This is a genomic window from Streptomyces sp. NBC_00029 (assembly GCF_045160505.1).
Lineage (GTDB): Bacteria > Actinomycetota > Actinomycetes > Streptomycetales > Streptomycetaceae > Streptomyces.
In genome coordinates this window covers 4,407,501-4,431,207 of sequence record NZ_CP108292.1, presented here as the reverse complement: position 1 = coordinate 4,431,207, position 23,707 = coordinate 4,407,501, and the positions used below count along the sequence as shown (strand labels likewise).

The window sequence follows — 23,707 nt, the reverse complement described above, 5'->3', positions numbered from 1 at the left end:
TGAGGAGGGGAGTGCTCTCCGCAATCTAATTGACGGGCCGTCATGTTGGCCTTGTGGCTGAAGAGATAAAGGATTTGCTCGATTTTTGCCCCGGTTGAGTGGGGTTTGTTGGAGAAAGTCATGGCCAAAGCCAGTCAGTGCGTGGCTGATTGGTGTGAACGATCAAGCGGAGAAGCTTGGAATCACTCCCCTACGTCTATTACCTTTCGATAACGCAGCGCGGTCGTCCCAGCCGTCGCAAGAGACGGCACCGTGCGCGCGCGCGTCCATGCGCGTCGATGAGGAGTGTGCCCCGGTGGCCTCCAACTTGCCTGCCCCTGAAGGCATCGACATCCAGGAGCCGCCCACCGCGGGTGCCTGGGGCGAGTGGAATCCCACCGAGGATTCGGTCCGACCGGTCCGGGGCAAGCACCGGGTCGCCAAGCAGCGCGGGGGACTTGCCCGCAGCTCCACCGTTCTCGGTGTCGGCGTCATCGCGGCGGTCGGTGCCGGCGGCATCGCCACCGCGCAGGACCGCCCCCAGGTCGCGATATCCCTGCCCTCTCTGCCTTCCCTGCCCGACCTGGTGACCGGGGACAAGTCCCCTCAGACGGACGGTGGTTCGGGTTCCCGGGGCTCGGCGGACGAGCGGGCCGGGATCGTCGCGCTCCAGTCCGTCCAGGGCGCGGACGCCGGTGAGGCCCTGCGCAACCGCATCCTCCAGCAGGCCGAGTCCCAGCAGGACGCCGCCGACGCGAAGGCCCGGGCGGATGCGGAGCAGGCCGCTCAGCAGGCCGCCGCCCAGGAGGCCAAGGACAAGCTGGAAACGGCCCGCAAGGCGGCCGAGGAGGCCAAGGCCCAGGCCGAGGCGAAGGCCGCGGAAGAGGCCGCCGCGAAGGCCGCCGAGGCCAAGGCCGAGCAGGCGCGCCTCGCCAAGCCGGCCGGCACCTACTCGCTGCCCACCTCCGCCTACACCCTCACCTCGCACTACGGGGACTCCGGCTCCATGTGGTCCTCCGGCCAGCACACCGGCCTCGACTTCGCGGCTCCGACCGGCACCCCGGCCAAGGCCGTGGCCGCCGGGAAGATCACGTCGGCGGGCTGGTCCGGCGCGTACGGCTACCGGATCGTGCTGGAGCTGCCGGACGGCACCGAGATCTGGTACTGCCACCTGTCCTCGATGTCGGTGACCTCCGGCGCGGTGGGCGCCGGCGACACCATCGGCCGCGTCGGCGCCACCGGCAATGTCACCGGACCCCATCTCCACCTGGAAGTGCGCAAGGGCGGATCGACGATGGACCCGCTGGCGTGGCTGGAGTCCAAGGGCCTGAACGTCTGAGGTCCGTCCGGCGCGGCCCCGGTACGTCCGCCCGTGCATCCGCCGCATCCAGCGTGTCCGCCGGCTCCAGCGGGTCGAACCACGACGGAATCAGCTCCTCCATGACCGCCGCCCGGGCCAGCGCGGGCCCCGCCGTCGCCCGGCGCTGCCAGAGCCCGTGCAGCAACTCCCGCTCCCGGCCCGCGAAGTCCCGCTCCCGTACGGGGCCGCCGCGCCGCGCCCGGTTCCGTAGCAGCGCCAGCGCGGCCGCGTCCGCCTCGTAGCGGGCGACCGCGCGTCCGGCCGCCCGGCCCCCGCTGCGCCGGGCCAGGGTGCGGGCCAGTGACCGGGCCGGCATCGAGGCCAGGGCCGGCACCTCGGCCGGACCGAGCCAGCCCGCGGCCGCGTACAGCGCGAGCTCCCCGGCGACGGCCCGCAACCGGTTGCGCCTTATCCGCACGGCCTGCCACACCAGCAGCCCGAAGGCCGGGACCATCACGCACGCGTAGACGAGGTAGAACCCGTGGTCGCCGAAGTGCGAGGAGCCGTTCCACAGGGCGTGCATGCCCATGGCCAGGGCGAGGCCGAGCAGCGGCGGGCAGATCCTGCGCGAGCGGCGGGCGCCGACCGCGGCCACGCCGAACCCCAGCCCGGTGAGCACGGTGAACAGCGGGTGCGCGAAGGGCGACAGCACTATCCGCACGAAGAAGGTCGCCGCCGTCACCGAGTCCAGTACGCCGCTGCCCTCGGCCAGGTCCTCGACGAAGGCATTGCCGAGATAGAGGATGTTCTCGGTGAAGGCGAAGCCGGTGGCGGTGAAGCCGGCCACCACGAATCCGTCGGCGGGTCCGGTGAAATGGCGCCTTCGGAACACGAACACCATGAGCAGGGCCGCCGCCTTGGCGCTCTCCTCCACGACCGGGGCGATGGCCACCGAGCCGAGCCGGTCGGCGGCGGAGGCGTCGGCGGTGGCCGCGGCTATCCACTCGGTGGCGAAGTTGTTGGCCAGTATCGCGATCAGTGCCGCGGTGCAGGCGCCCCAGCCGAAGCAGAACAGCAGCAGCGACCAGGGCGCGGGCGCGGCCCGGCCCAGCCAACGGAAGGCCGCCATGAGCGGAGCCACCGGAAGCAGGGCCAGGCCGAGGCCGACGAAGAAGCCGGGGGTGCCGGTCTGCTCCCGTACGAGTTCGAGGATCGCGATCCCCGTGACGGCGAGCAGGGCGAGGAGCACGCACGTGCGGACCCGGCCGGACGGACGTGGGAGCACATGGTGGGGCGCTCGGAACACACCATGACCCTAGCGAGCCGTTCGGACACGCGCGGTGACGTTGTCAGTTCTCCGTGCGACGGAAGAGCAAGTCGTGTACGAGGTGGCCCTTGTCGAGGCCCTGGCCCTCGAAACGGGTGAGCGGCCGGAACTCGGGACGCGGGGAGAAGCCGCCGTCGGGCCGGGTGTTCTCGAAGTCCGGGTGTGCGGTGAGCACTTCGAGCATCTGCTCGGCGTACGGCTCCCAGTCGGTCGCGCAGTGCAGTACGGCTCCGGGCGCCAGGCGGGTTGCGGCCAGGGTGAGGAAGTCGGGCTGGATCAGCCGGCGCTTGTGGTGGCGGGCCTTGGGCCACGGGTCCGGGAAGTACACGCGCATACCGGCCAGTGAGTCCGGCGGCAGCATCTCGCGGAGCAGGATGATGGCGTCGCCGTTGGCCACCCGGATGTTGCTCATCCCGCCGCGCTCGGCGAGGGCGAGCAGGTTGCCCTGCCCGGGGGTGTGCACGTCGGCGGCGAGGATCCCGGTGCCGGGGTCGTCGGCCGCCATCTGGGCAGTGGCCTCACCCATGCCGAAGCCGATCTCCAGGACGACGGGGAGGCCGTCGAAGAGCTCCTTGAGGTCGATGACCCGGTGGCCGTCGATGTCCAGGCCCCAGGTGCCCCAGAGCCGCTTCAGGGCCTCGCCCTGGCCGGTGGTGACCCGGCTGCGGCGGGGCTGGAAGCTGCGGATCCGGCGCTCGTGGTGCGAGCCGGCCGGGTCGGGCGAGGGCCCGTCGGGGAAGCGGGGCTCGGTGCGCCACTTGGGCGGCACGTACGAGTTCGCCTCCGGCGCGGCGTCCGGGAGGCGGGGCGACTGGGGGTTCAGGGACTCAGACACAATGCGTTGATTCTACGACGGGGGGTCCGGGAGTCGCTGCGCGAGCAGCTCCCGGGACACACCCGGGCAGCCCGGCCCGGCGGCCCCGCCGGCCTTCCGCGGCCCGGGTCCCGCCGCAGCGGTTCAGGCCGAGCCGAGGGTCCGCAGCGCGCGGGCGGCGATCTCCCGGCCGATCGGGAGGGACGCGGTCGCGGCGGGCGAGGGGGCGTTGAGGACGTGGACCGTGCGCGGGGCGTCGCGGATCAGGAAGTCGTCCACCAGGGTGCCGTCGCGCAGCACGGCCTGGGCGCGCACCCCGGCCGCGGCGGGGTGGAGGTCCGCCGCGGTGACGGCCGGCAGGAGGCGCCGTACCGCCCGGGTGAAGGCCTGCTTCGACAGCGAACGGTGGATCTCTCCCGTCCCGTACCGCCAGTGCCGCGCGGCCATCCGCCAGGATCCCGGCCAGGCGAGCTCGTCCGCGATGTCGCGGGGCCGCACCGTCGACCAGGCGTAGCCCTCGCGGGCCAGCGCGGGAACGGCGTTGGGACCGACGTGGACGCCGCCGCCGATGCCCCGGGTCAGGTGCACCCCGAGGAAGGGGAAGGCGGGGTCGGGCACCGGGTACACCAGCCCCCTGACCAGGTCCGGCCGCGCGAGGTCGTAGTACTCGCCACGGAAGGGGACGATCCGCATCCCCGGGTCGTCTCCGGCCATGCGGGCGATCCGGTCGCACTGGAGGCCCGCGCAGTTCACCAGCACGCGCGCCCTGACCACCAGGCCGGACGTGGTGCGGACCGCCACCGCCGAGGCGCGCCGGGAGATCAGGTCGACCGCGCCGCCGTAGACGATCTCCGCGCCCGAGGACTCCGCCAGCTGGGCGGTCACCCGGCCGTAGTCCACGATCCCGGTGCTGCCGACGTGGATCGCGGCCAGCCCCTGCACTTCCGGTTCGTACTCGGTGATCTGGGCCGGGCCCAGCTCGCGCACCGGAATGCCGTTCTCCCGGCCGCGCTGGACCAGGGCGTGCAGCCGCGGCAGCTCCTCCCGCTCCGTGGCGACGATCAGCTTGCCCGTCACCTCGTGCGCAATGCCGTGCTCCGCGCAGAACTTGACCATCTCGGCGGCCCCGCTCACCGCGAAGCGCGCCTTCAGCGAACCCGGCCGGTAGTAGATCCCGCTGTGGATCACCCCGCTGTTGCGGCCCGTCTGGTGCCGGGCCGGACCCGGCTCCTTCTCCAGGACGACCACCCTGGTCCCCGGAGCCAGGCGCGACAAGGCATGCGCCGTCGACAGGCCGACGATTCCGCCGCCGATCACCAGCACATCGCAGTCCACGCCGCCACCCACGCTGACACCTCCCACCCCTGCATACTGCACCCCGGCACCGACAACGCGGCCACGCGGCCCCCCGAAGACGGGTCCTACGCCGGCGCCACCAACAGCGGCCGGGCCCGCTCCCGCAGCTCCGCCACACGCGGCTCGTCCCCGTACGGTTCCAGCCGGTGCAGCAGGTCCCGTACGTATTCGGTCGTCCGCGCAGAGGAGATCCTGCCCGCCACCTCCACCGCCCGGGTGCCCGCCGCGCACGCCGCGTCGAGATTGCCCGACTCCAGCTCGGCGACCGCGCTCACGACCAGCCGCAGCCCGTGCGACCGTACGTACTCCTCGGTGGGCCGCGACAGTGCCTGCTCGGTGAAACGCCTCACCTGCCGGGGCAGTTTGAGGTCCCGGTAGCATTCCGCGGCGTCCGCCGCGAAGCGGTCGTACGAGTAGAAGCCGAGCCAGGTCGGATCCGGATCGCCCTCCCGCGACCGCTCCAGCCAGCCCTCCGCCGCCCGCAGCGCCGCCCCCGCGGCCACCGGATCGCTCGCCTTCGCGTGCGCCCGTGCCTCCACCAGCCGGAAGAAGCTCATGGTGCGGGCGGTGGCCAGGCCGCGGTTGCGCTCGACGGCCGCCTGCGCGAGGTCCACGCCCTCGTCCGGGAAGTCCCGGTAGGTCGCCTGCAGCGACATCGAGGCCAGTACGTAGCCGCCGAGCGGTACGTCCGCGGCCGCGCGGGCGAGCCGCAGCGCCTGGATGTAGTAGCGCTGGGCGGCCTCCTGCTGGCCGGTGTCGAAGGCCATCCACCCGGCCAGCCGGGTCAGTTCGGCGGTCGCGCCGAACAGCGCGCGGCCCACCTCGTCGGTGTACGAGCCGAGCAGCAGCGGCGCCGCGTCCACCCGCAGGCACTCGGGGACCATCGACGAACGCCAGTCCCCGCCCCCGTACTTGGAGTCCCACCGGCGGGCGTCCTCGGCGGCCTCGCGCAGCTTCGTCACGTCGCTGTGGCCCACGCGCTGAGCGTGGTCGCGCTGCGTTTCGGGCCCGGGCTGGGCGGGCAAAACGGTGGACGGCGGGCCTGTGGCGGATCCGCCTCCCGGTCCGGCTCCCGGCCCTGTCATCGGCCCTGTCACCGGTCCGGTCATCGGGCCCGTCGCGGGTCCGGTCGTGCGGCCTTCCGGGGAGGGCCGGGGACCCGGTGCCGTCGCCCCGTGCGCCGGCCCGTCGTGAGCCGAGGGGGTCGCTGATAAGGGGCTCTGGACCATGGAGTGCTGCGCCGCGGGCTCGTGCGCCGCGGAGGTGTCGTCCGCCGGACGGTGGGGCGCGAGGTGCGGAGCCGAGCCCGCCGGTCCCCGGGCCACCGAGCTGTCGGCGGGAGATATCAGCCAGCGCGAGGCGGGCGTCGCGTACGCCGCCACCGAGAACGAGCCCGCGAGCGACTGCCAGATCCCGCCGCCGCCGCGCCGTCCGGCGAGGTCGAGCCGGTAGAGGTCGGTGGCCGAGCGCACCGCCGCGCCCACGTCGCGCGGGAAGGCGAGACCGACCTCGGGCGCGGGGTCCGCGTCCGCCAGCCCGATCTCGTGCAGCGGCACCGGCCGCCCCAGCTTCGCGCCGATGGCGGCGGCGATCAGATGCGGGGCGGCGCCCTGCGGCACCATCCCCTTCGACACCCAACGGGCCACCGACGTCTTGTCGTACCGAAGCGTCAGGCCGCGCTGTGCGCCGAGGTCGTTGACCCGCCGGGCCAGCCCGGCGTTGCTGATGCCCGCGAGGGCGAGGACGGCGCCGAGCTTTTCATTGGGCTCGCGGAGCTCCCTGGACATGCGCCACCCCTCGTCACACGCGGAACGCAGACGCCGCCGGGGCATAGGCGCCCGGCATTTCGTAAACCCAGCGTAGTTCCCCGCCTCCCAAGCGTTAAGGCCCTTACTTCCGTATGGCGGGATTGTTGTCCGTTTGCACAGTCGGCCCCGACCCCGGCGCCGGGGCGCACGTGTCATCGCGTGCTCCGCCCGTGTGGCCGTGCGCCCGTCCGTGCGCTCTGGCCGGTCCCGGGACCCGGCGATTCGATGTGCGGTGCGTGGGTCGGCCCGCTGCGTGGACCGGGTGGGCCGGGGGACGCCGCTGCCTCAATCCCCGCGGGTGGCGGAACGGTCCGGGGGGTGGCTTCCGCCTCCCGGACCGCGCCCCCGCGCCGGGTGCCGGCAGCCCGTGACGGCTCTTCCGGCGGCCGAAGAATGGCTGAAAGCGACCTATGGGGCGGTGGGAACGGAACGCCAAATACCGCGTTGCCGGGGCGTGTTCGTTTGCGTGTGCGCCCCCTTTAACCACTCTCGCACGCCTGTCCCGTGGCAGCATGGACCCCGAGCCACCCGGGGTCCCGCGGCCGCGCGCTCTGCGCCGTCCGTGCTGCCTGTGCCCCGGTCATGTGCCCACAGGCTGGGGAGGCGGCGGTGCGCTGGTTGGTGGGTTGGAGCAGTATCGCCGCGAGCTTCGGCACGGCCGGACGAGTCTCCGGCCAAGGCCCTGGCCAGGGCGGATACGGCGACAGTGGTGCGCCCCTGCGCGGCGGCATCGCGGACGCCGCCCACCCGGGCGACCCGGGCGCGGACGCGGAACGCACCGTCCACCCCGTCGGGGCCCAACTGCTCTGGGGAGACCCCGACCCCCTCTGGGCCGTCGGCGACTGGCGCCCCGACGAGATCCGCACCGTCACCGCCGACCCCGCCGACCCCTTCACCCGGCTCGCCGTCCTCGGCTGCTGCGGCGCCACCGACGCCGAACTGCGGCGCGCGCTCTACGCCGCCCGCGGCGGCGCCCTGCGCCACCTCACCCAGTGGTCCGGCAGCTACACCGCCGTCGTCCAGGCCGGCCGCCGCATCACCGTCGTCGGCGACCTCGCGGGCGCCCGGCCCGTCTTCTACACCCCCTGGGCGAGCGGCACCGCGTACGCCACCGCCGCCCTCCCCCTCGCCGACCTGATCGAGGCACAGCTCGACATCGGCCACCTCGCGGCCCTGCTGGCCTGCCCCGACAGCCCCGAGGCGCTGGGCGACGGCACACCGTACGCCGGGGTCCGGCGCATCCCGCCCGGGCACGCGCTCATCCTGCGCGAGGGCTCCCGCGAGATCACCGGCTACGAGCAGGTCGCCTCGCTCGCCGTGGCCGCCCCCGAGGCCGACGCCGAGCGCGCGGTGGAGGGCGTACGGGAAGCGTTGGTGGACGCGGTGCGCGCCCGGCTCACGGCTCCGCGGCATGCTCCCGACACCCTGCCGCCGTACGATCCCGGCCCCGTGCCCGGAATGGGCCCCGCCGACCGCCGGGCCGCCCGCGGCGCCCCGGCCCCCGGGGTGGGCGCCGACCTCTCCGGCGGCAGCGCGTCCGCGACGCTGGCCCTGCTGGCGGCCGGCCTGCCCGGGGCCCCGGGAACCCTGCTGAGTCCCGCCGGGGCGCGCCTGCTGGCCGTCACCTTCAACGACCTGGCCACCCCGCAGGGGCGCGAGGCCGAACTGGAACGGGCCAGGGCCATCGCGGCCGACCCGCGCCTGCACCACGTCGTGGTGGCCGCCGCCGAGGAAGCACTCCCGTACGCCGAACTCGACGGACCGCTCACCGACGAGCCCGGCCCCTCGCTCGTCTTCGCCGCCCGCGAGCGGCGCCGGCTGGCCGCCGGCTCGGCCGACCACTTCACCGGGCACGGCGCCCGCCAGGTCCTCGACGCCCACCCGGCCCGCATGGCCGACCTCCTGATGGACCGCCGGCGCCGCCACCTGCTGCGCCCGGTGGCCGCGCTGGCCCGTTCGGCCTCCGCCTCGGGAGCCTCCGGGGAGTCCCTGATGGTCCCGCTCACCGTGTACTCGGCGGCCCGAAGACTTGCCCGTACGACGTACCGCGCGGGCATGGAGGCCGCCGCGGCCCGGCTCCGCGAGGGCGGGGTCCCTGAGCGCTCCACCGGTCCGGTGGACGCTTCCCTCGCCGCCCTGACCTGGTCCCGGCCCGGCCCGGCGGCCGGCTGGCTCACGGGGGAGGCGCTGGCGGAAGTATCGATCCGTCTGACGGCCGCGGCCGGCCGCCCGCCGCTGTCGCTGCGGCCGGGGGAGGCCCGGGCCCGCTCACTGCTCGCCCGCCACGCCGCCGACCACCGGGTCTTCGAGCAGGCCGTGGAGGTCCGCAGCCAGCGCCTGCACGCCCCCTTCCTGGACAACCAGGTCGTCCGGGCCGCGCGCGCCCTGCCCGAGTCGCTGCGGGTCCAGCCCGGGGCCCGGGCCGCGATCCTGCGCACGGTCCTGTCCTCGGCCGGGGTGCGCGAGTTCCCGCCGGGCTGGGGCGTCACGGACAGGATGCCGAACGAGACCGCGACCCGGCTGGGGCTGCGCGCCGCGCTGAGCGACCTGCTGGACCTGTTCGCGTCGCCGCTGCTCGCGGACGCCGGCCTGATCGAGGCCCGGGTTGTGCGCCAGGCGCTGCTCGACGCGGCGGACGGGCGCCCGGTCCCCCTGGACGGGCTGGCGGAGCTCGTCTCCATGGAACTGTGGCTGCGCCGCCTGCTGGCCCGGCGCGGCACCTGCTGGACCGGGACCTCCACGGCGCGAAGGCGGGCGGTGCCGGAGGGAGTCCCGGTGCACCGCCCTGCGCTGTCGTGACGCCGCTGTCGTGATGCGGGTGTCGTGATGCGGGTGTCGTGATGCCGGTGTCGTGATGCCGCCGGGCCGAGGTTCAGGGCCGGCCGCCTCGGGCCGGGCGCCCCGGTTCAGGAGCCGAGGACCAGGGCGGTCGCGATCGCCGGGCCGAAGGCGCCGCCGAGCTGGTAGCAGAGGGTGAACAGGCCGATGGCCGTGGGGCGCTGGGCGTCGGGGACGCTCGACGCGGCGTGCGTCGACAGCACGGCGTTGGCGCCGGTCGCACCGAACACGCCGCCCAGGGTGGCGAGCAGCAGCAGCGGCCCGTGGCTCGCGAAGACCGCGGTCAGCGCCGCCAGGACGCCGATCCCGACCAGCACGGTGCGTACGGCCACCCGGCCCATGCGCGCCGAGCCCGCCGCCAGCAGCCAGGAGAGCGCGGAGCCGGTGAGCAGCGCCACGAGCTGACCGGCCCCGGCCGCGCCGGTGTCCCAGCCCGCGCGGTCCGAGACCAGCCGCGGTACGGCGAACAGCAGGGTGAAGTACGAGGTCGACAGCGCGAGCGCCAGCAGCGCGGAGCCGAGGAAGAGGGGCCTGCGGATCAGCGCGGCCGGGACGAAGCCCTCGGGGCGCCGCCGTATGTGGAGCGCGAGCAGCGCGGCGGCGAGGGCCGCGGAGCCGAGGGCGACGGCCGGGGCGTGGGGCAGCAGGACCAGGGCCGTGGCCAGCACCGTCAGCAGCGCGGCGCCGCGCGTGTCGAACCTGCCCTGCGGGGCGGCCGCCGGGGCCTTCGCGTACTTGGCCACCGCGGGCACCGCCAGCAGCGAGACCAGGGACACCGAGAGCGAGAGCCGCCACGACACGGTGTGCGAGAGCTGGGCGCCGAGGAGTGGGCCGGTCGCGCCGAGCATGCCGAAGCCCGCGCTGATGACGCCCATCCGGCGGGCCGAACCGGCCAGGCTCATCGCGGCCGCCACCAGACCGGCGCCGCCGGCGGCCTGGGCGGCCCGCCCGAGGAGGATCGGCGGGAGCCAGGGGGACGCGGCGACGAGGAGGGTTCCGCCGACGAGGAGGGCGCTGGCCAGCCGGAGCACCGGCGCCAGGCCGCGGCGGCGCAGGAGGCCGGCCAGCAGAGGGATGGAGACGGCCATCGCCCAGGCGAAGGCGGCGACGAGCCAGGCGGCGGTCGAGGTGCCCACCCCGAGGGAGCCGGCCATGTCCGGAAGGATCAGGACGGGTGCGTTGGCCGCGGCGGCGACGGGCGTGGCCAGCAGCGCCAGCCAAAGGACGGGGACCGGGCCGGACCGGCCGCCGGCGCGGCCGGCGGTGGTCGTAGGCGTAGTTGTCGCTATTGCCGTCGGTGTCGGCGTCGGTGTCGTGGTCATGAGGGGTGCCCGCTCCGATCCATCTCAATGCTCAGAATCTCAACGTTGAGATAAAATCAGAGCAGTTCTCTGAACGTCAAGTGTCTCAACGTTGAGATATCCTTCTCGGGGGCGTGGACGAGACGAGAAGACGCACGAGGATGAGGACGCGACATGAGTGACGCAGTGGACGCGATCGTCGGCCAGTGGGCGGCCGAACGCCCCGAACTGGCGGCCGGCCTGTGGCCGGTCGAGGTGCTGGCCCGCATTCAGCGGATGAACCGGATCATCGACCGGCACCTCAAGGCCTTCGCGGCCGAACGGGATCTCGAGGTCGGCGAGCTCGACATCCTCTTCACCCTCCGCCGGTCCGGACCTCCGTACGCGCTCACCGCCGGCGCCCTCATCCCGGCCGCCATGGTGACCTCGGGCGCGATCACCAACCGCATCGACCGCATGGAGACCAAGGGCCTGGTCGAGCGGGTCCGCGACGGGAAGGACCGCCGCACGGTCCGCATCCGCCTCACGGAACAGAGCCTCGCGCTCACCGAGTCGCTGATCACCGATCACCTCAGCCAGTACGCCGAGTTGCTCGCCCCGATCGACCCCGCCACCTGCGCCACGGTCGCCGAGGCCCTGCGCACCCTGCTGGAGGCGAACGGGGACACTTCGATCACCTGAGCCCGGCCGCGGGGCAGAATTGGCGGGTGCGGTATCTCATCCTCGGCGTCACCGAGGCGCGCGACCAGAGCGACGCCCTCCTCCCCGTCGGCGGCGCCCGTCTGCGCGCGCTCCTCGCCGCCCTCGCCCTGCGGGCCGGCCGACCGGCTTCTGTCGCCGAACTCGTCGACGACGTCTGGGGCGACGACCCGCCCCAGGACGCCCCCGCCGCCCTCCAGGCCCTCGTCGCCCGGCTGCGCCGCACCCTCGGCGGCCGGGACACCGTCCACTTGGCCGCCACCGGCGGCTACCTCCTGGCCGCCGCCCGCGATGACGTCGACCTGCACCGTTTCGAGCTGCTGGCGGCCCGGGGCGGCCAGGAACTGGCCGACGACCCGGCCGCCGCCGCCCGGACCCTGCGCACCGCCCTCGCCCTCTGGCGCGGCCCCGCCTTCGCCGACCTGCCCGAGCCCGCCCGTGCCGCCCATGCGGCCGCGGCCGAGGCCCGCCGCTCCGGCGCCCTCCGCCACCGCATCGAGGCGGACCTGCGCAGCGGCGCCACCGACCCGGCCGCACTCCTGCCGGAGATCGAGACACTGCTCCACGAGTCCCCGTACGACGAAACGCTCCGCGCGCAGCAGCTCCGTGCCCTGCGTGCCGCAGGCCGTCCCGCCGACGCCCTCGCCGCGTACGAACGCACGCGCCGCGTCCTCGCCGACGCCCTCGGCACCGACCCGGGACCCGAACTGGCCGCCCTGCACGCGGAACTCCTCCAGCCGCGGCGGTCGCAGTCGGAGCCAATGCCGCCGCTGCCGCTGCCGCTGCCGCACTCGGAGCCGGAGCCGGAGCCGGTGCCGGAGCCGGAGCCGCAGTCGGAGACCCCGGCGCCGCCCCGCCCCGAGCCGGCCACCCGCGGGAACCTCCGCCCCCGTCTGACCTCCTTCGTCGGCCGCGAGCCCGAACTCGCCGCCCTCCGCGCCGACCTGGCCCGCCTGCGCCTCGTCACCCTCACCGGCCCCGGCGGTTCCGGCAAGACCCGCCTCGCCGAACACGCCGCCGCGGCCCATCCCGAAGCCGCCTGGATCGTCGAACTCGCCCGCCTGGACCACCCCGCCGCCGTGCCCGGCGCCGTCCTGAGCGCCCTCGGCCTGCGCGAGAGCTCCCTCGTCGCCCGCGAGGCCCCGACCGCGGCCGCCACCGACCCGGCCGCCCGCCTCGTCGAACACTGCGCCCACCGCCGCCTGCTCCTCGTCCTCGACAACTGCGAGCACGTCATCGGAGCCGCCGCCGAGCTCGCCGAGCTCCTCCTCACGCACTGCCCCGGCCTACGGATCCTGGCCACCAGCCGCGAACCCCTCGGCGTCCCGGGGGAGACCGTCCGCCCCGTCGAGCCCCTGCCGCCCGATCCCGCCCACCGGCTCTTCGCCGACCGCGGTGCCTCGGCCCGCCCCGGCTTCAGCCCCGCCGAAGACCCCGCCGCCGTGACCGAGATCTGCGCCCGCCTCGACGGTCTGCCGCTCGCGATCGAGCTGGCGGCCGCGCGGCTGCGGCTGCTCACCCCGCGCCAGATCGCCGACCGGCTCGACGACCGCTTCCGGCTCCTGACCAGCGGCGCCCGTACGGTCCTGCCCCGCCAGCAGACCCTGCGCGCGGTCGTCGACTGGTCCTGGGACCTCCTCGACGAGCCCGAGCGCACCGTCCTGTGCCGCCTGTCCGTGTTCGCCGGCGGCTGCGACCTGGACGCCGCCGAGGCCGTCTGCGCCGACCCGCGCGACAAGACCCCGTACGACGGGACCCCGTACGACACCGCCGACGTCCTCGGCTCCCTCGTCGACAAGTCCCTCGTCCTCGCCGAACCGGACGAGGGCCACGGCATGCGCTACCGCATGCTCGAAACCATCCACGAGTACGCCGCCGAGCGCGCCGCCGCCCACCCCGCCGACGCCCGCGCCACCGCCCGCCGTCACACCGCCCACTACCTCGCCTTCGCCGAAGGGGCCGAACCCCTGATCCGCTCCGCCGCCCAGCTCCCCTGGATCCGGCGCGTCGAGACCGAGCTCGACAACCTCCGGGCCGCCCTCCACACCACCACCGTCCAGGACCCCGACAGCGACAGCGACAGTGACAGCCACGGCGACACCGAGGTCGCCGAGCGCCTCGTCTTCGCCCTCGGCTGGTTCTGGTGGCTGCGCAACTACCGCGCCGAGGGCGCCGAGTGGACCACCCGGGTCCTCGCCCTCACCTCCCGGATCCCGCCCGAGGGCTCCCCGGCGTACTGGCGCCACATGCGCCTGCAGGTCCTCGACATGTTCCTGCTCGCGGAGAGCAACTCCGCCGAGAAGTTCCGCACCCCCGGATACCGGGACCTCGCCGTCCGCATCAAGGAGACCTTCCGGCACGGTTCCCCCGAGACCACCCTCTTCCCCGGGATGCTCTGGCCCGCGACGACCTTCCTTTCCGGCACCCCCCACGAATTCCACGCCGACCTCGACCGGTCCGTCGCCAACTGCCGCGTCCACGCCGGTGAGTGGGAGCTGGGCATGGTCCTGATGCTCCGCACCCACGTCACCATCGACATCACCGGAGGCCTGGCCGCCGTCGACGCCGACCTCGCCGAGCTGCACGACATCGCCCGGCGCGTCGGAGACCGCTGGACCTGCGCCCAGGTGGCGAGCGCCGCCGGGGAGGTCGCCCTCTCGCGCGGCCGGTACGCCGACGCCCGCGCCGAGTTCGAGGAGTGCCTGCGCCTCGCCCGCGAGGTCGGGGCCCGCGTCGAGGCACCTTTCGCCATCGCCCGGATCGCCGATACCGCCTACCGCGCGGGGGACACCGAGGGCGCCGCCGAGCTGCTGGAGGAGGCCCGTCAGGAGACCGACCGGTACGGCGGGGTGTACGACGTCAGCACCTTCGCCCGGCTCCTCTCCGCCCTCCTCGCCCTCCAGCAGGGCGACGCGGCCCGGGCGCGCGAGGAGTGCGAGCGGGCCCGCGCCGAGGCCGAACGGTTCACCGTGCCCGCTCAGCTCACGGCCGGGCTGGACACCGTCGACGCCGTCCTCACCGGCCGCGAACGGGGTCCGGCCGCCGGTCTGGCCCGGATCGGGCCCGCCCTCGCCGCCGCCGTCGACGCCCGGTGCGCCGAGCGCATCCTGGCCGGCATGGCCGAGGCGGCGGCCCTGCTGCTGGCCGACGCCGACCGGCCCGCCGAGGCCGTACGGGCCCTCGCGGCGGCCACCGTCTGGCGCGCGGGACATCCCCGCTCGGTTCCGGAGAACGCCGCGGTGGAGGGCCTCCCGGAGCGGACCCGCGCCGTGCTCGGCCAGGACCGCTACGGCCGGGAGGAGCGGGCCGGCGCGGCCCTCACCCCGGCCGCGTTCGCCGCGACGCTGACCACGGTCCTCACCGGCAGCTGATCACTGCGTCGGCCCAGCTCGCCAGCGTCGGCAGGCTGCCCGGCCCGGCCCTCTCGACCACCAGCCGCAGCGTCTTGCGTCCGGCGAGAGGGACCTGCACGGCCGCCGGCGGGTCCTCGTGGCCGAGTGCGGCCGACTGCCAGAGCCGCTGCCCGTCGGCGTACACGGAGAACCGCACCGGGGTGTCGGTGAACAGCGACAGCCCGTCCACCCCGGCCTGCGCCGAGAAGCTCGTGCACTGCCGGTTGAGGGCGATCTCCACCGAGGAACGCGAGTTCACGGTGATCCCGTGCGCGAACCGCCGGCCGCCCACCTCCAGCCCCCGGCGCTGCCACACCCAGCCGCTGCGCCAGGTCTCCAGCTCGGGGCCGCGGTGGTCCCCGTAGGCCGAGTGGGGCAGAGCGGCCAGCGGGAAGCCCTGCGCGGGCTGCGGGGGCGGCGGCGGTGTCGGCTTCGGCGAGGGTCTGTCCGGGGACGGCGTGGGCGAGGGCTTCTCCCGGCTGGGGGAGGGCGACGGGGAGGGCGGGAGAGAGGGCGCGGCCGAGGCCCGGGCCGAGGGCGTCGGAGCAGGCCGCGGAGGTACGGCCCCCCGCGCCACCGGTGCCTCCCGCGCGGGCGGTTCCGGCTCGGCCGACGGCGCGGCGGGCGCATCCGGTACCGCGGGCGCGGCCACCGTGGGCGCGGGCTTGGCCCGGGCCTGCGGCGCGGCGTCGTCGCCGGCCAGCGCGAACACCACCCCGGCGGCCGCAGCCACCGCGATCCCGGCGGCGATGGCGGCTTTGGCCGGCAGCCCGAGCCCCTCGGCAGCCAGGGCGCCCCCTGCCCCGTTGCCCGCCCCGGCGGCCCCACCACCGGCGGCCCCGGCCGTCCCGGCTCCCGCGGTCGACCCGCCACCGGCGGCGGCCGCGGCTCCGGCCCCGCCCGCGGCGACGGCCCCACCTGCCAGCACCCCGGCGACCTTGCCCGCGTACCCGGCGGCGAACCACCCGATGACCGCGACCGGAAGCAGCGCGGGAATGCCCGCGTTGACATCCTGGAGTTCCCCGGCGGCCAGCCGGCACTTCACGCACTCCTCCAGGTGCCCCCGCAGTCCCCGCTCCGCCCGCATCCGCAGCCCGCCCCGGGCATAGGCGCCCAGCCGGTCCGCGTATCGCGCGCAGTCGCCGCCCTCGCTCAGCGCCGAACTCACATGGGCCTGCAGATACGCCTGCTTGAGCCCTTCCCGGGCCCGACTGGCCAGCACGGCGGTCGCGTTGGCGCTCAGCCCGAAAAGCGGCGCGATCGCACTCGGCGACGCCTCCTCCACGGTGGTGTGCCAGAGCACGGCCTGCCACCGCTCGGGCAGGCTGCGGAAGGCCTGCATGGCCAGCGACTGCTCGGCCTCGTGCATCGCCCGGACGTCCGCGCCCAGTTCGAGCGTGTCGCCCCCGGACAGTCCGGACAGGACCGCCCCGCTCTCCGTACCCGCGGAGGCCTGCTCGGCGAAGAGGGCGAAGTCCTCGACGAGATGCTCCCGCCTTGCGGTCTTCGCCCATGCCGCGGCGACCCTGCGCACGGTGGTCAGCAGGTAGGCCCGCACCGACTGGTCCGGTCCGGCCCCGCCCCGTACCGCCTGCAGGGTCCGCGCGAACACCTCGGCGGTCAGATCGTCGGCGGTGTGCCCGTCCCGGCAGCAGGTCCGCGCGTAGCGGCGCACGGAGTCGGCGTGACGACGGAACAGCTCTTCGTACGCACCGTCGTCACCCCCTCGCATCCGGGTGATCAAGTCTCCGTCGGACGGAGGCAGTTCGCCACCGAGGCCACGCAGACCGCCGAGGCCACCGAGCCTGCCGGGTCCGGCGGAGTCCGAGGAGCGTGCGTGCCGCCCTCCCGGGCCGCGCTGGGCCGGCACCTGCCGGGCGGGCAGACTGCCCGCCTCGACCTCGCTGCCGCCGCCACCGAGTGGCTCTTCCCGACCGTCAACGCTCATCGCGGAGACTCCCGCACGACACACTCAACCGGTACACCGATCCAGCGTGTCACACGGGGGACGGGCATCGAACCCCTCTGCGCACCATCCACTCATCCGGGCACATTTCGGCGAATCGCCCAACTGGGCACTCGCCGAAGCGCGGTCCGGCCGCCGTGGTCACACCGTCACACCGTCCGGGACCGCAGCCCCTCGAGCAGGATGTCGAGCAGCCGGGTCGAAGCCGCCGCCTGGTGCGCCGGGTCGGGCAGCGCGGGCGCCGCCGTCGCTATCACGAGCAGCACATCGGCCACCGTGACATCGGTGCGCAGCTCACCGGCCTCCCGCGCCCGGTGCACGAGCCGGCCGACGACCTCGAGCAGCGCACCCGCACCCGAGTCCTCCGAGGGCTCGTCCTCGATCGGCGCGCGCGTGCCCACGACCCGCAGGTCGAGGGTCCCGGCGCCGGCCATGGCCTGCCGCTGGTGCGGAACCCGTGCGGCCTCCGCCTCCTCGGCCTCGTCCTCGACGGTCGAGCCCACCCGCAGCACCTGCGGCGGCAGCAGCCGCCCGGCGCCGGACGCCACGGAGGTGCGCAGGAAGCGCGACAGCGCCTGCCACGGCTCCTCCTCCTGCCCCAGAGCGGCCTTGGCCTGCTCGGTCAGCCGAGCGGTCTCCTCCTCGGCTATGCGCCGCACGAGGACGTCCTTGCTCGGGAAACGCCGGTACACGGTGCCGACACCGACCCGGGCGCGACGCGCCACGTCCTCCATCGGAGCGCCGTAGCCCAGCTCGCCGAATACCTCCCGGGCAGCGCGCAGGACGTGCTCGAGGTTGCGCTGGGCGTCGACGCGCAGCGGCGTGGAGCGGCCCACGCCGTGCGTGGTGCCGCCCGCGATGCCGCGTCCGCTGCTCTCGACCGAGAGCGTGGTCGCGGAACCATGGAAATCGGAAATGTTCATATGTATCCCCCGGTAATCATTTGTCTCCCCCCGGAGACACTCCCCGCCTTCACGCCGAGGGGGCCACGGTCTCGGGCCCGGTCCTACTCCTCGACGAGATACGAACATAGTTGAGCCAGAGTCAATTCAGAAGAGGCAGCCCCGGACGGAGCACCCCCCGATCGGAGCATTCACCCCCACTTTTCCGATCCGTGCCTCCGGAATCTGCCATTCCGGGCGGCCTGACCTGCGCACTCCTGCCACAACCAGAGGTCCTCTTCCACCCCGCCCCACCACCACCTCCGGTCACACAATCTGTCGGGCCTGTGGACAAACTCCCGGCCACGATGCGTCATGGGATGGTGAAGGCTGCTAACTCCCGGGGCACGAACCCCGGTACCCCGCCCCGTACGCGCATCCTGATCGTCGGCGGCGGCTACGTCGGCATGTATACGGCGCTCCGCCTCCAGAGAAAGCTGAGAGCCGGCGAAGCCGAGATCACAGTGGTCTCCGCAGAGCCCTACATGACCTACCAGCCCTTCCTCCCCGAAGCGGCCGCGGGCGCCATCTCACCCCGCCACGTCGTGGTCCCGCTGCGCCGCGTCCTCGGCAAGTGCCGCATCGTCATCGGCGAGGCCCAGCGCATCGACCACGCCAAACGGACCGTGACCGTCACCACCCTCGCCACCGCCGACGAGGGCGCCGGTCCCATCGAGATGGAGTACGACGAACTCGTCCTCGCCCCGGGCTCCATCTCCCGCGCCCTCCCCGTCCCGGGACTCGCCGACTACGGCATCGGATTCAAAACCGTCGAAGAGGCCATCGGCCTGCGCAACCACGTCATCGAACAGATGGACATCGCCTCCTCCACCCGCGATCCCGCCCTCCGCGACGCCGCCCTCACCTTCGTCTTCGTCGGCGGCGGCTTCGCGGGCGTCGAAGCCCTCGGCGAGCTGGAGGACATGGCCCGCTACGCGGCGCGGTACTACCACAACATCAAGCCCGAGGACATGAAGTGGGTCCTCGTCGAGGCCAGCGACCGGATCCTCCCCGAGGTCGGCCCCGAGATGGGTGTCTACACGGTCCGCGAGCTGCGCCGCCGCAACATCGACGTCCGCCTGGAGACCCGGCTCGAATCCTGCGAGAACCGCGTCGCCGTCCTCAGCGACGGCGCCCGCTTCCCCACCCGCACCGTCGTGTGGACCGCAGGCGTCAAGCCCCACCCCGTCCTGGCCGCCTCCGACCTCCCCAGGAACGAACGCGGCCGCTTGGCCTGCACCTCCTTCCTCACCGTCGAAGGGGTCGAGCACGCCTGGGCCGCGGGCGACGCCGCCGCGGTCCCCGACATCACCGCGGACGAGAAGGGCCGCGAATGCGCCCCCAACGCCCAGCACGCCGTCCGCCAGGCCAAGGTCCTCGCCGACAACCTCCTCGCCGCCATGCGCGGCGAGGTCCTGACCGAATACGCCCACAAGTACGCGGGCTCCGTCGCCTCGCTCGGCCTCCACCGGGGCGTCGCCCACATCTACGGCCGCAAGCTCAAGGCCTACCCGGCCTGGTTCATGCACCGCGCCTACCACCTCAGCCGCGTTCCGAGCTTCAACCGCAAAATGCGCGTCCTTGCCGAATGGACCCTCTCAGGCCTCTTCAAGCGTGAGATCGTCTCCCTGGGTTCCCTCGAACACCCCAGGGCAGAATTCGAACTGGCTGCAGGCGGCGGCCACAAACCCCCACCCCCGCCCCCCGCCCCCAACCCCCCGCAGAACGGCCAGGGCTGACGTTGTCAGTGCGGTCGACCACACTGGACGTGTGACCATAGGTGGGCTCACCCCTGCACAGAGTGACATCGTCCAGTCAGCGACCGCCCACGAGCGACACAGCGACCACTCGCGACACCACGAGGCTTGAACGCAGTGAACTTCACGCGCTGGAGCGCCCGGTTTCCCGGAACGCAGCGCCGCGCCGCCGCCCGGTCCGAACACGCCGCCGCCCAGGCCAAGCGGGGTGAAGGCGCGGTCCCGGCAGCCCGCGGCGGCCGCGCCGACCCCGGAGCCGAGCGGCCCGCGCCCGCCGGCGACGGACACCCCGCCGACCCCACGGTCTCCGGGACCGGAAGCAGCAGCGGCAGCGGCGGAGGCACCACCGCGGCCCCGTCCCCGCGGACGGGCGTCCTCACCGCCGTGCCCTCCCTCGACGAGCTCTCCGTACGCGAGGTCCTCGGCCGGCTCCCGGCCCTGATCGCCCTCGTCCACGGCCCCGAGCACCGCGTCGCCTACGTCAACGACGCCTACACCGCCGGCTTCGGCGCCCGCACCTCGGGCGCCCCCGCGCACGAGTCCCTCCCCGAACTCGGCGAGCTCGGCCTGCTCCCGCTCCTCGACCAGGTCCAGCGCAGCGGCAAGTCCCGTACCGCCAAGAACCGCGCCGCACCGGGCGGCGGCAGCACGTACACCGTCACCTGCACCCCGGTCGAGTTCCCCACGGCCAAGAGCGAGACCGGCGACGGGAACGACACGGAGACCGACCGCACCGGCGTCCTGATCCACCTCGCCGACGTCACCGACCACGCCGAGGCCGTCGACCGGCTCCGCGCCAGTGAGCGCCGCCAGCGCGAGGCCGCCGTCACCCTCCAGCGCTCCCTGCTCCCGCAGGAGCTGGAGCAGCCCGACGACCTGCGCGTCGCCGCCACCTACCAGCCCGGCGGCACCGAGGCCGCGGTCGGCGGCGACTGGTACGACGTCATCACCCTCGGCGCCGGCCGCACCGCCCTGGTCATCGGGGACGTCATGGGCCGGGGGGTCCGCGCCGCCGCCGTCATGGGCCAGCTGCGCACCGCCGTCCGCGCGTACGCCCGCCTGGACCTGCCCCCGCACGAGGTGCTCCAGCTCCTCGACGGCCTCGCCGCCGAGATCGACGCCAGCCAGATCGCCACCTGCGTCTACGCCGTCCACGACCCCAACGAGGGCCTGCTCGCGTACGCCTCCGCCGGCCACCTCCCGATCCTGGTCCGCGACGAGGACGGCACCGTACGCAGAGCCGCCGACCCCACCGGCCCGCCGCTCGGCACCGGCGGCTGGCTCCACACCTCCGGCACCATCGCCCTCGGCCCCGGCTCCACCGCCGTCCTCTACACCGACGGCCTGGTCGAACGCCGCGGCGAGGACATCGACGAGGGCGTCGCCGCCCTGGAACGCGCCCTCTCCGGCGCCCAGGGCACCCCGGCCGTCATCTGCGACCGTCTGATGCGCGCCCTCGGCGTGGACGCCGACCACGACGACGACGTCGCCGTGATGGTCCTGCAGCAGCCCGCCCGCACCGGATCGGACGCCGAGCTCTTCCACAACGCCGCACTCGAACTCCTCGGCGGCATCGAAGCGGCCCCGCGCGCCCGCGCCTTCGCCCAGGGCGTCCTCGCCTCCTGGCGTTTCCCCGTCGAGCTCTGCGACCTCGGCGTCCTGGCCGCCAGCGAGCTCGTCGCGAACTCCCTCCAGCACGGCACCCCGCCCATGCACCTGCGCCTGCGCCGAACCGACCGCCGGCTGATCATCGAGGTAACCGACGGGGACGACCACCTCCCGCGCCGCCGCCGCGCGGAACCGGCCGACGAGACCGGCCGCGGCATCTCGATCATCGCGACGATCGCCTCCTCCTGGGGCTCCCGCCGCACCCCGGGCGGCGGCAAGGCCGTCTGGTGCGAGTTCGCCCTGCCGGACAAGTAGCCGGACGCGCGGAAGGCCCCGGTCCACGAGGACCGGGGCCTTCCTGCTGCCCGCACATATATACGTACGTACCTACGCGTGCACGGGCTCCACGGCGACGGCCCCGGCGACGGCGGGTTCCTTCGCCACGACGGCCGGACCGCCCTGAGCCACGACCCTGCTCGCCATCCAGGGGTTGTCCTGCATCGGGCTCAGCCGCCTGCCGAGCCGCAGCGCCAGGGCGGCGATCCCGAGCGACACGAGTACGAAGACCCCGATGTAGAGCATCGGAACACCCGCACCGAGCGGCACCCCGAGCGGCCCCAGGGCCAGCGCCATCTGCTTGACCAGCGCGAAGGCCGAGTTGTACTGCCCCACGGAGCCCTCCGGCGCCAGGTCCGCCACCAGCGGGGCCAGGGTCGGCGACAGCATGGCCTCACCGATGCCGAAGAGCGCGTACGTGGTGATGAACGCGGCGGCGGCCATCATGGCGCTGCCGTGCCCCAGACCCGAGAACCCGGCGATGACCCACGCCACGGTCCAGATCAGCCCGACGAGCGCGATCACACGCGACCGGCGCCGCTTCTCGACGAGCCGCAGCACCACGAACTGCGCGACGACGATCGCGCCGGTGTTGGCCGCGAGCGCGAAACCGAGGGTGGAGGGGGAGATCCCGGCGGCCTCGGTACCGAAGGCGGCCAGACCCGACTCGAACTGTCCGTAGCAGGCGAAGAACACCACGAAGCCCAGCACGCACAGCTGCACCATGGCCTTGTGCCGGAGCAGCCGCTTCCAGCCGCTGCCGCCCGCCTGGGACGGGTCCTTCGGCATGGCGTCCTTGATCGTCGGCACGTGCGGCAGCCGCACGCTGAGGATGACCCCCGCCAGCACCAGGAACATCACGGCCTCGATGCCGAACAGCAGGGTGAAGCTGCCGGGCCGGTTCTCGTCGACGATCTGGCCACCGAGCAGACCGCCGATGCCCAGCCCCAGGTTCTGCATGAAGAACTGGAGGGCGAAGGCACGGGTCCGGGTGGACGGCGTGGAACACCACACGATCATCGTGGCCAGCGCCGGCTGCATCACGGCCTGCCCGGCGCCGAGCGCCAGGGCGGACAGCAGGATCGGCGCGATGCCGGAGGAGAGCCCGAGCGAGAGCGCACCGACCGAGGCGGTGACCGCCGCCCCGATGACCACGGGCACCGGACCACGTCGGTCGATGACCCGACCGGTGAAGGGCAGCGCGACGAGGGCGCCCAGGGCGAAGGCCACGAACGCGCACGTGGCGGCCATGGAACCCAGATCTCGCACCTGCGCCACATAGATGTAGAGGAACGGAACCGTGAAGCCGATGCCGAACGCGGTCAGCGCGTTCCCGGCCTGGATCCGCCGCATCGCAGCGCCCATCACCTTGGTCACTTCTCACCTGCCTTTGAGACCTGAAGCCTGAAGACTTCATACCTAAACTTCAAGCCTTAACAGTACACATCGAAGGAGTTAGATGCCAACGGGCTCGTGCGATACTTCGACCCATGGGTGACACCCCCGACGGCACTGCGCCCGTCCACGAGCCGAGCCTCGACGAACAGATCGCCGTCTATCAGCGTGAGTTCCAGGACCTGGACCCCCAGGTGGAGAAGGTCGTCTCGGCACTGAGCCGCCTGAACCGACGTATGAACGTCGCCTACGGCCGCCAGACGGCGGCGCTGGGCATCAGCAACGCGGAGTGGGAGGTCCTCAAGGCCCTCGTCATCTCCGGAGCCCCGTACCGGATGGGCCCGAGCGAACTGGCGAAGCAGCTGGGCCTCACGCCGGCGGCGATGACCCACAGGATCGATCGCATGACGGCGGAGGGCCTGGTCACCCGCGAACGGGACGAGTCCAACCGGGTCCGCGTGATCGTGGAGCTCACGGACGAGGGCCGCAGCAAGTGGCTGGACGCGATGCGCGCGGCCACGGTCTTCGAGGAGGACCTCCTCCAGGACCTCTCCACCGCGGAGCGCGGGGTGCTCGGCGACATGCTGACCCGCCTGCTGGACCGCGTGGAAGACCTCCAGTCACCCAGCTGACCACCGGGGTTGACACCAGCCCCGTGGATCCGTAAGGTTCTTCGAGTTGTCCCTGAGCCGGAAGGTTTCGGCGACAACGAATCCCGCCGCCTCGTTGCGGCACCCAACTCAGCACGATCTCCCACTGGGAACGAATTCGGCGTGCCCGAATTCATTTCCGAAGGCCGATTATGAATCGCCGGGGAAATCCACTAGAGTTCGGGAGTCGGAAGGGCCCAACAGCCCGGAAGGCAAACCCCGCTGACTGGGAGTCAGGCC

Annotated in this window: 15 protein-coding genes; 7 read left to right on the top strand and 8 right to left on the bottom strand. The window is 73.8% G+C overall.

Features of this window, described 5'->3' with window-relative positions; all coding sequences use genetic code 11:
- Positions 1-295: 295 nt before the first annotated feature.
- The gene (locus OG753_RS20725; protein WP_327263232.1) at positions 296-1,318 is read left to right on the top strand and encodes a M23 family metallopeptidase; all 1,023 of its coding nucleotides are present in this window, start codon (positions 296-298) and stop codon (positions 1,316-1,318) included.
- On the opposite strand, the gene OG753_RS20720 is transcribed toward OG753_RS20725, so the two are convergent.
- The 4 genes from OG753_RS20720 to OG753_RS20705 all read right to left on the bottom strand — a co-directional run bounded on the left by OG753_RS20720 (position 1,227) and on the right by OG753_RS20705 (position 6,563).
- Positions 1,227-2,585 (bottom strand): PrsW family intramembrane metalloprotease, encoded by a 1,359-nt coding sequence (locus OG753_RS20720; RefSeq protein ID WP_405789558.1) that lies wholly within the window; start codon positions 2,583-2,585, stop codon positions 1,227-1,229. The genes OG753_RS20725 and OG753_RS20720 overlap by 92 nt on opposite strands.
- A gap of 43 nt (positions 2,586-2,628) precedes the next feature.
- Entirely contained in the window at positions 2,629-3,375 is a 747-nt protein-coding gene (gene trmB / locus OG753_RS20715; protein WP_327266845.1) for a tRNA (guanosine(46)-N7)-methyltransferase TrmB, read from the bottom strand.
- 189 nt (positions 3,376-3,564) lie between these two features.
- Positions 3,565-4,797, bottom strand: a complete 1,233-nt coding sequence (lhgO, locus tag OG753_RS20710) for an L-2-hydroxyglutarate oxidase (RefSeq protein WP_327263230.1) — start codon at positions 4,795-4,797, stop codon at positions 3,565-3,567.
- Positions 4,798-4,841: 44 nt separating this feature from the next.
- The gene (locus OG753_RS20705; protein WP_405789556.1) at positions 4,842-6,563 is read right to left on the bottom strand and encodes a sporulation protein; all 1,722 of its coding nucleotides are present in this window, start codon (positions 6,561-6,563) and stop codon (positions 4,842-4,844) included.
- A 630-nt stretch (positions 6,564-7,193) separates the two neighbouring features.
- Between OG753_RS20705 and OG753_RS20700 the strand changes: the two genes are divergently transcribed.
- The gene (locus tag OG753_RS20700; RefSeq protein WP_405789554.1) at positions 7,194-9,383 is read left to right on the top strand and encodes an asparagine synthase-related protein; all 2,190 of its coding nucleotides are present in this window, start codon (positions 7,194-7,196) and stop codon (positions 9,381-9,383) included.
- A gap of 107 nt (positions 9,384-9,490) precedes the next feature.
- Here the strand turns inward: OG753_RS20700 and OG753_RS20695 are convergent, their stop codons facing one another.
- Positions 9,491-10,744: an MFS transporter gene (locus OG753_RS20695; RefSeq protein WP_405789552.1), complete on the bottom strand. Its 1,254-nt coding sequence runs from the start codon at positions 10,742-10,744 to the stop codon at positions 9,491-9,493.
- 153 nt (positions 10,745-10,897) lie between these two features.
- Between OG753_RS20695 and OG753_RS20690 the strand changes: the two genes are divergently transcribed.
- Positions 10,898-11,404 (top strand): MarR family transcriptional regulator, encoded by a 507-nt coding sequence (locus OG753_RS20690; protein WP_327263226.1) that lies wholly within the window; start codon positions 10,898-10,900, stop codon positions 11,402-11,404.
- A 26-nt stretch (positions 11,405-11,430) separates the two neighbouring features.
- Positions 11,431-14,793: an AfsR/SARP family transcriptional regulator gene (locus OG753_RS20685; protein WP_405789550.1), complete on the top strand. Its 3,363-nt coding sequence runs from the start codon at positions 11,431-11,433 to the stop codon at positions 14,791-14,793.
- On the opposite strand, the gene OG753_RS20680 is transcribed toward OG753_RS20685, so the two are convergent.
- A complete protein-coding gene (locus OG753_RS20680) occupies positions 14,780-16,762 on the bottom strand; it encodes a sigma-70 family RNA polymerase sigma factor (RefSeq protein WP_405789548.1) in 1,983 nt (660 codons plus the stop codon). The genes OG753_RS20685 and OG753_RS20680 overlap by 14 nt on opposite strands.
- A 167-nt stretch (positions 16,763-16,929) precedes the next feature.
- On the bottom strand, positions 16,930-17,703 hold the full coding sequence (locus OG753_RS20675) for a TetR/AcrR family transcriptional regulator (RefSeq protein WP_405789546.1): 774 nt from the start codon (positions 17,701-17,703) through the stop codon (positions 16,930-16,932).
- 338 nt (positions 17,704-18,041) lie between these two features.
- On the opposite strand from OG753_RS20675, the gene OG753_RS20670 reads away from it, so the two are divergent.
- Both OG753_RS20670 and OG753_RS20665 read left to right on the top strand, forming a co-directional pair.
- A complete protein-coding gene (locus OG753_RS20670) occupies positions 18,042-19,460 on the top strand; it encodes an NAD(P)/FAD-dependent oxidoreductase (protein ID WP_383196928.1) in 1,419 nt (472 codons plus the stop codon).
- Between the two features lie 135 nt (positions 19,461-19,595).
- Positions 19,596-21,401 carry an ATP-binding SpoIIE family protein phosphatase gene (locus tag OG753_RS20665; protein ID WP_327266844.1) on the top strand — a complete coding sequence of 602 codons (1,806 nt, stop codon included), beginning with the start codon at positions 19,596-19,598 and terminating at the stop codon, positions 21,399-21,401.
- Positions 21,402-21,473: 72 nt separating this feature from the next.
- Here the strand turns inward: OG753_RS20665 and OG753_RS20660 are convergent, their stop codons facing one another.
- Positions 21,474-22,787, bottom strand: a complete 1,314-nt coding sequence (locus tag OG753_RS20660) for an MFS transporter (protein ID WP_327266843.1) — start codon at positions 22,785-22,787, stop codon at positions 21,474-21,476.
- A gap of 125 nt (positions 22,788-22,912) precedes the next feature.
- On the opposite strand from OG753_RS20660, the gene OG753_RS20655 reads away from it, so the two are divergent.
- On the top strand, positions 22,913-23,449 hold the full coding sequence (locus tag OG753_RS20655) for a MarR family winged helix-turn-helix transcriptional regulator (RefSeq protein ID WP_030292304.1): 537 nt from the start codon (positions 22,913-22,915) through the stop codon (positions 23,447-23,449).
- The last annotated feature ends 258 nt before the right edge of the window (positions 23,450-23,707 follow it).

Coding starts and splice junctions, on each gene's coding strand:
- OG753_RS20705 (WP_405789556.1), bottom strand. CDS start 6,563: ATGTCCAGGGAGCTCCGCGAGCCCAATGAAAAGCTCGGCGCCGTCCTC.
- OG753_RS20695 (WP_405789552.1), bottom strand. CDS start 10,744: ATGACCACGACACCGACGCCGACACCGACGGCAATAGCGACAACTACG.
- OG753_RS20690 (WP_327263226.1), top strand. CDS start 10,898: ATGAGTGACGCAGTGGACGCGATCGTCGGCCAGTGGGCGGCCGAACGC.
- OG753_RS20680 (WP_405789548.1), bottom strand. CDS start 16,762: ATGAGCGTTGACGGTCGGGAAGAGCCACTCGGTGGCGGCGGCAGCGAG.
- OG753_RS20675 (WP_405789546.1), bottom strand. CDS start 17,703: ATGAACATTTCCGATTTCCATGGTTCCGCGACCACGCTCTCGGTCGAG.
- OG753_RS20670 (WP_383196928.1), top strand. CDS start 18,042: ATGGTGAAGGCTGCTAACTCCCGGGGCACGAACCCCGGTACCCCGCCC.
- OG753_RS20660 (WP_327266843.1), bottom strand. CDS start 22,787: ATGGGCGCTGCGATGCGGCGGATCCAGGCCGGGAACGCGCTGACCGCG.
- OG753_RS20655 (WP_030292304.1), top strand. CDS start 22,913: ATGGGTGACACCCCCGACGGCACTGCGCCCGTCCACGAGCCGAGCCTC.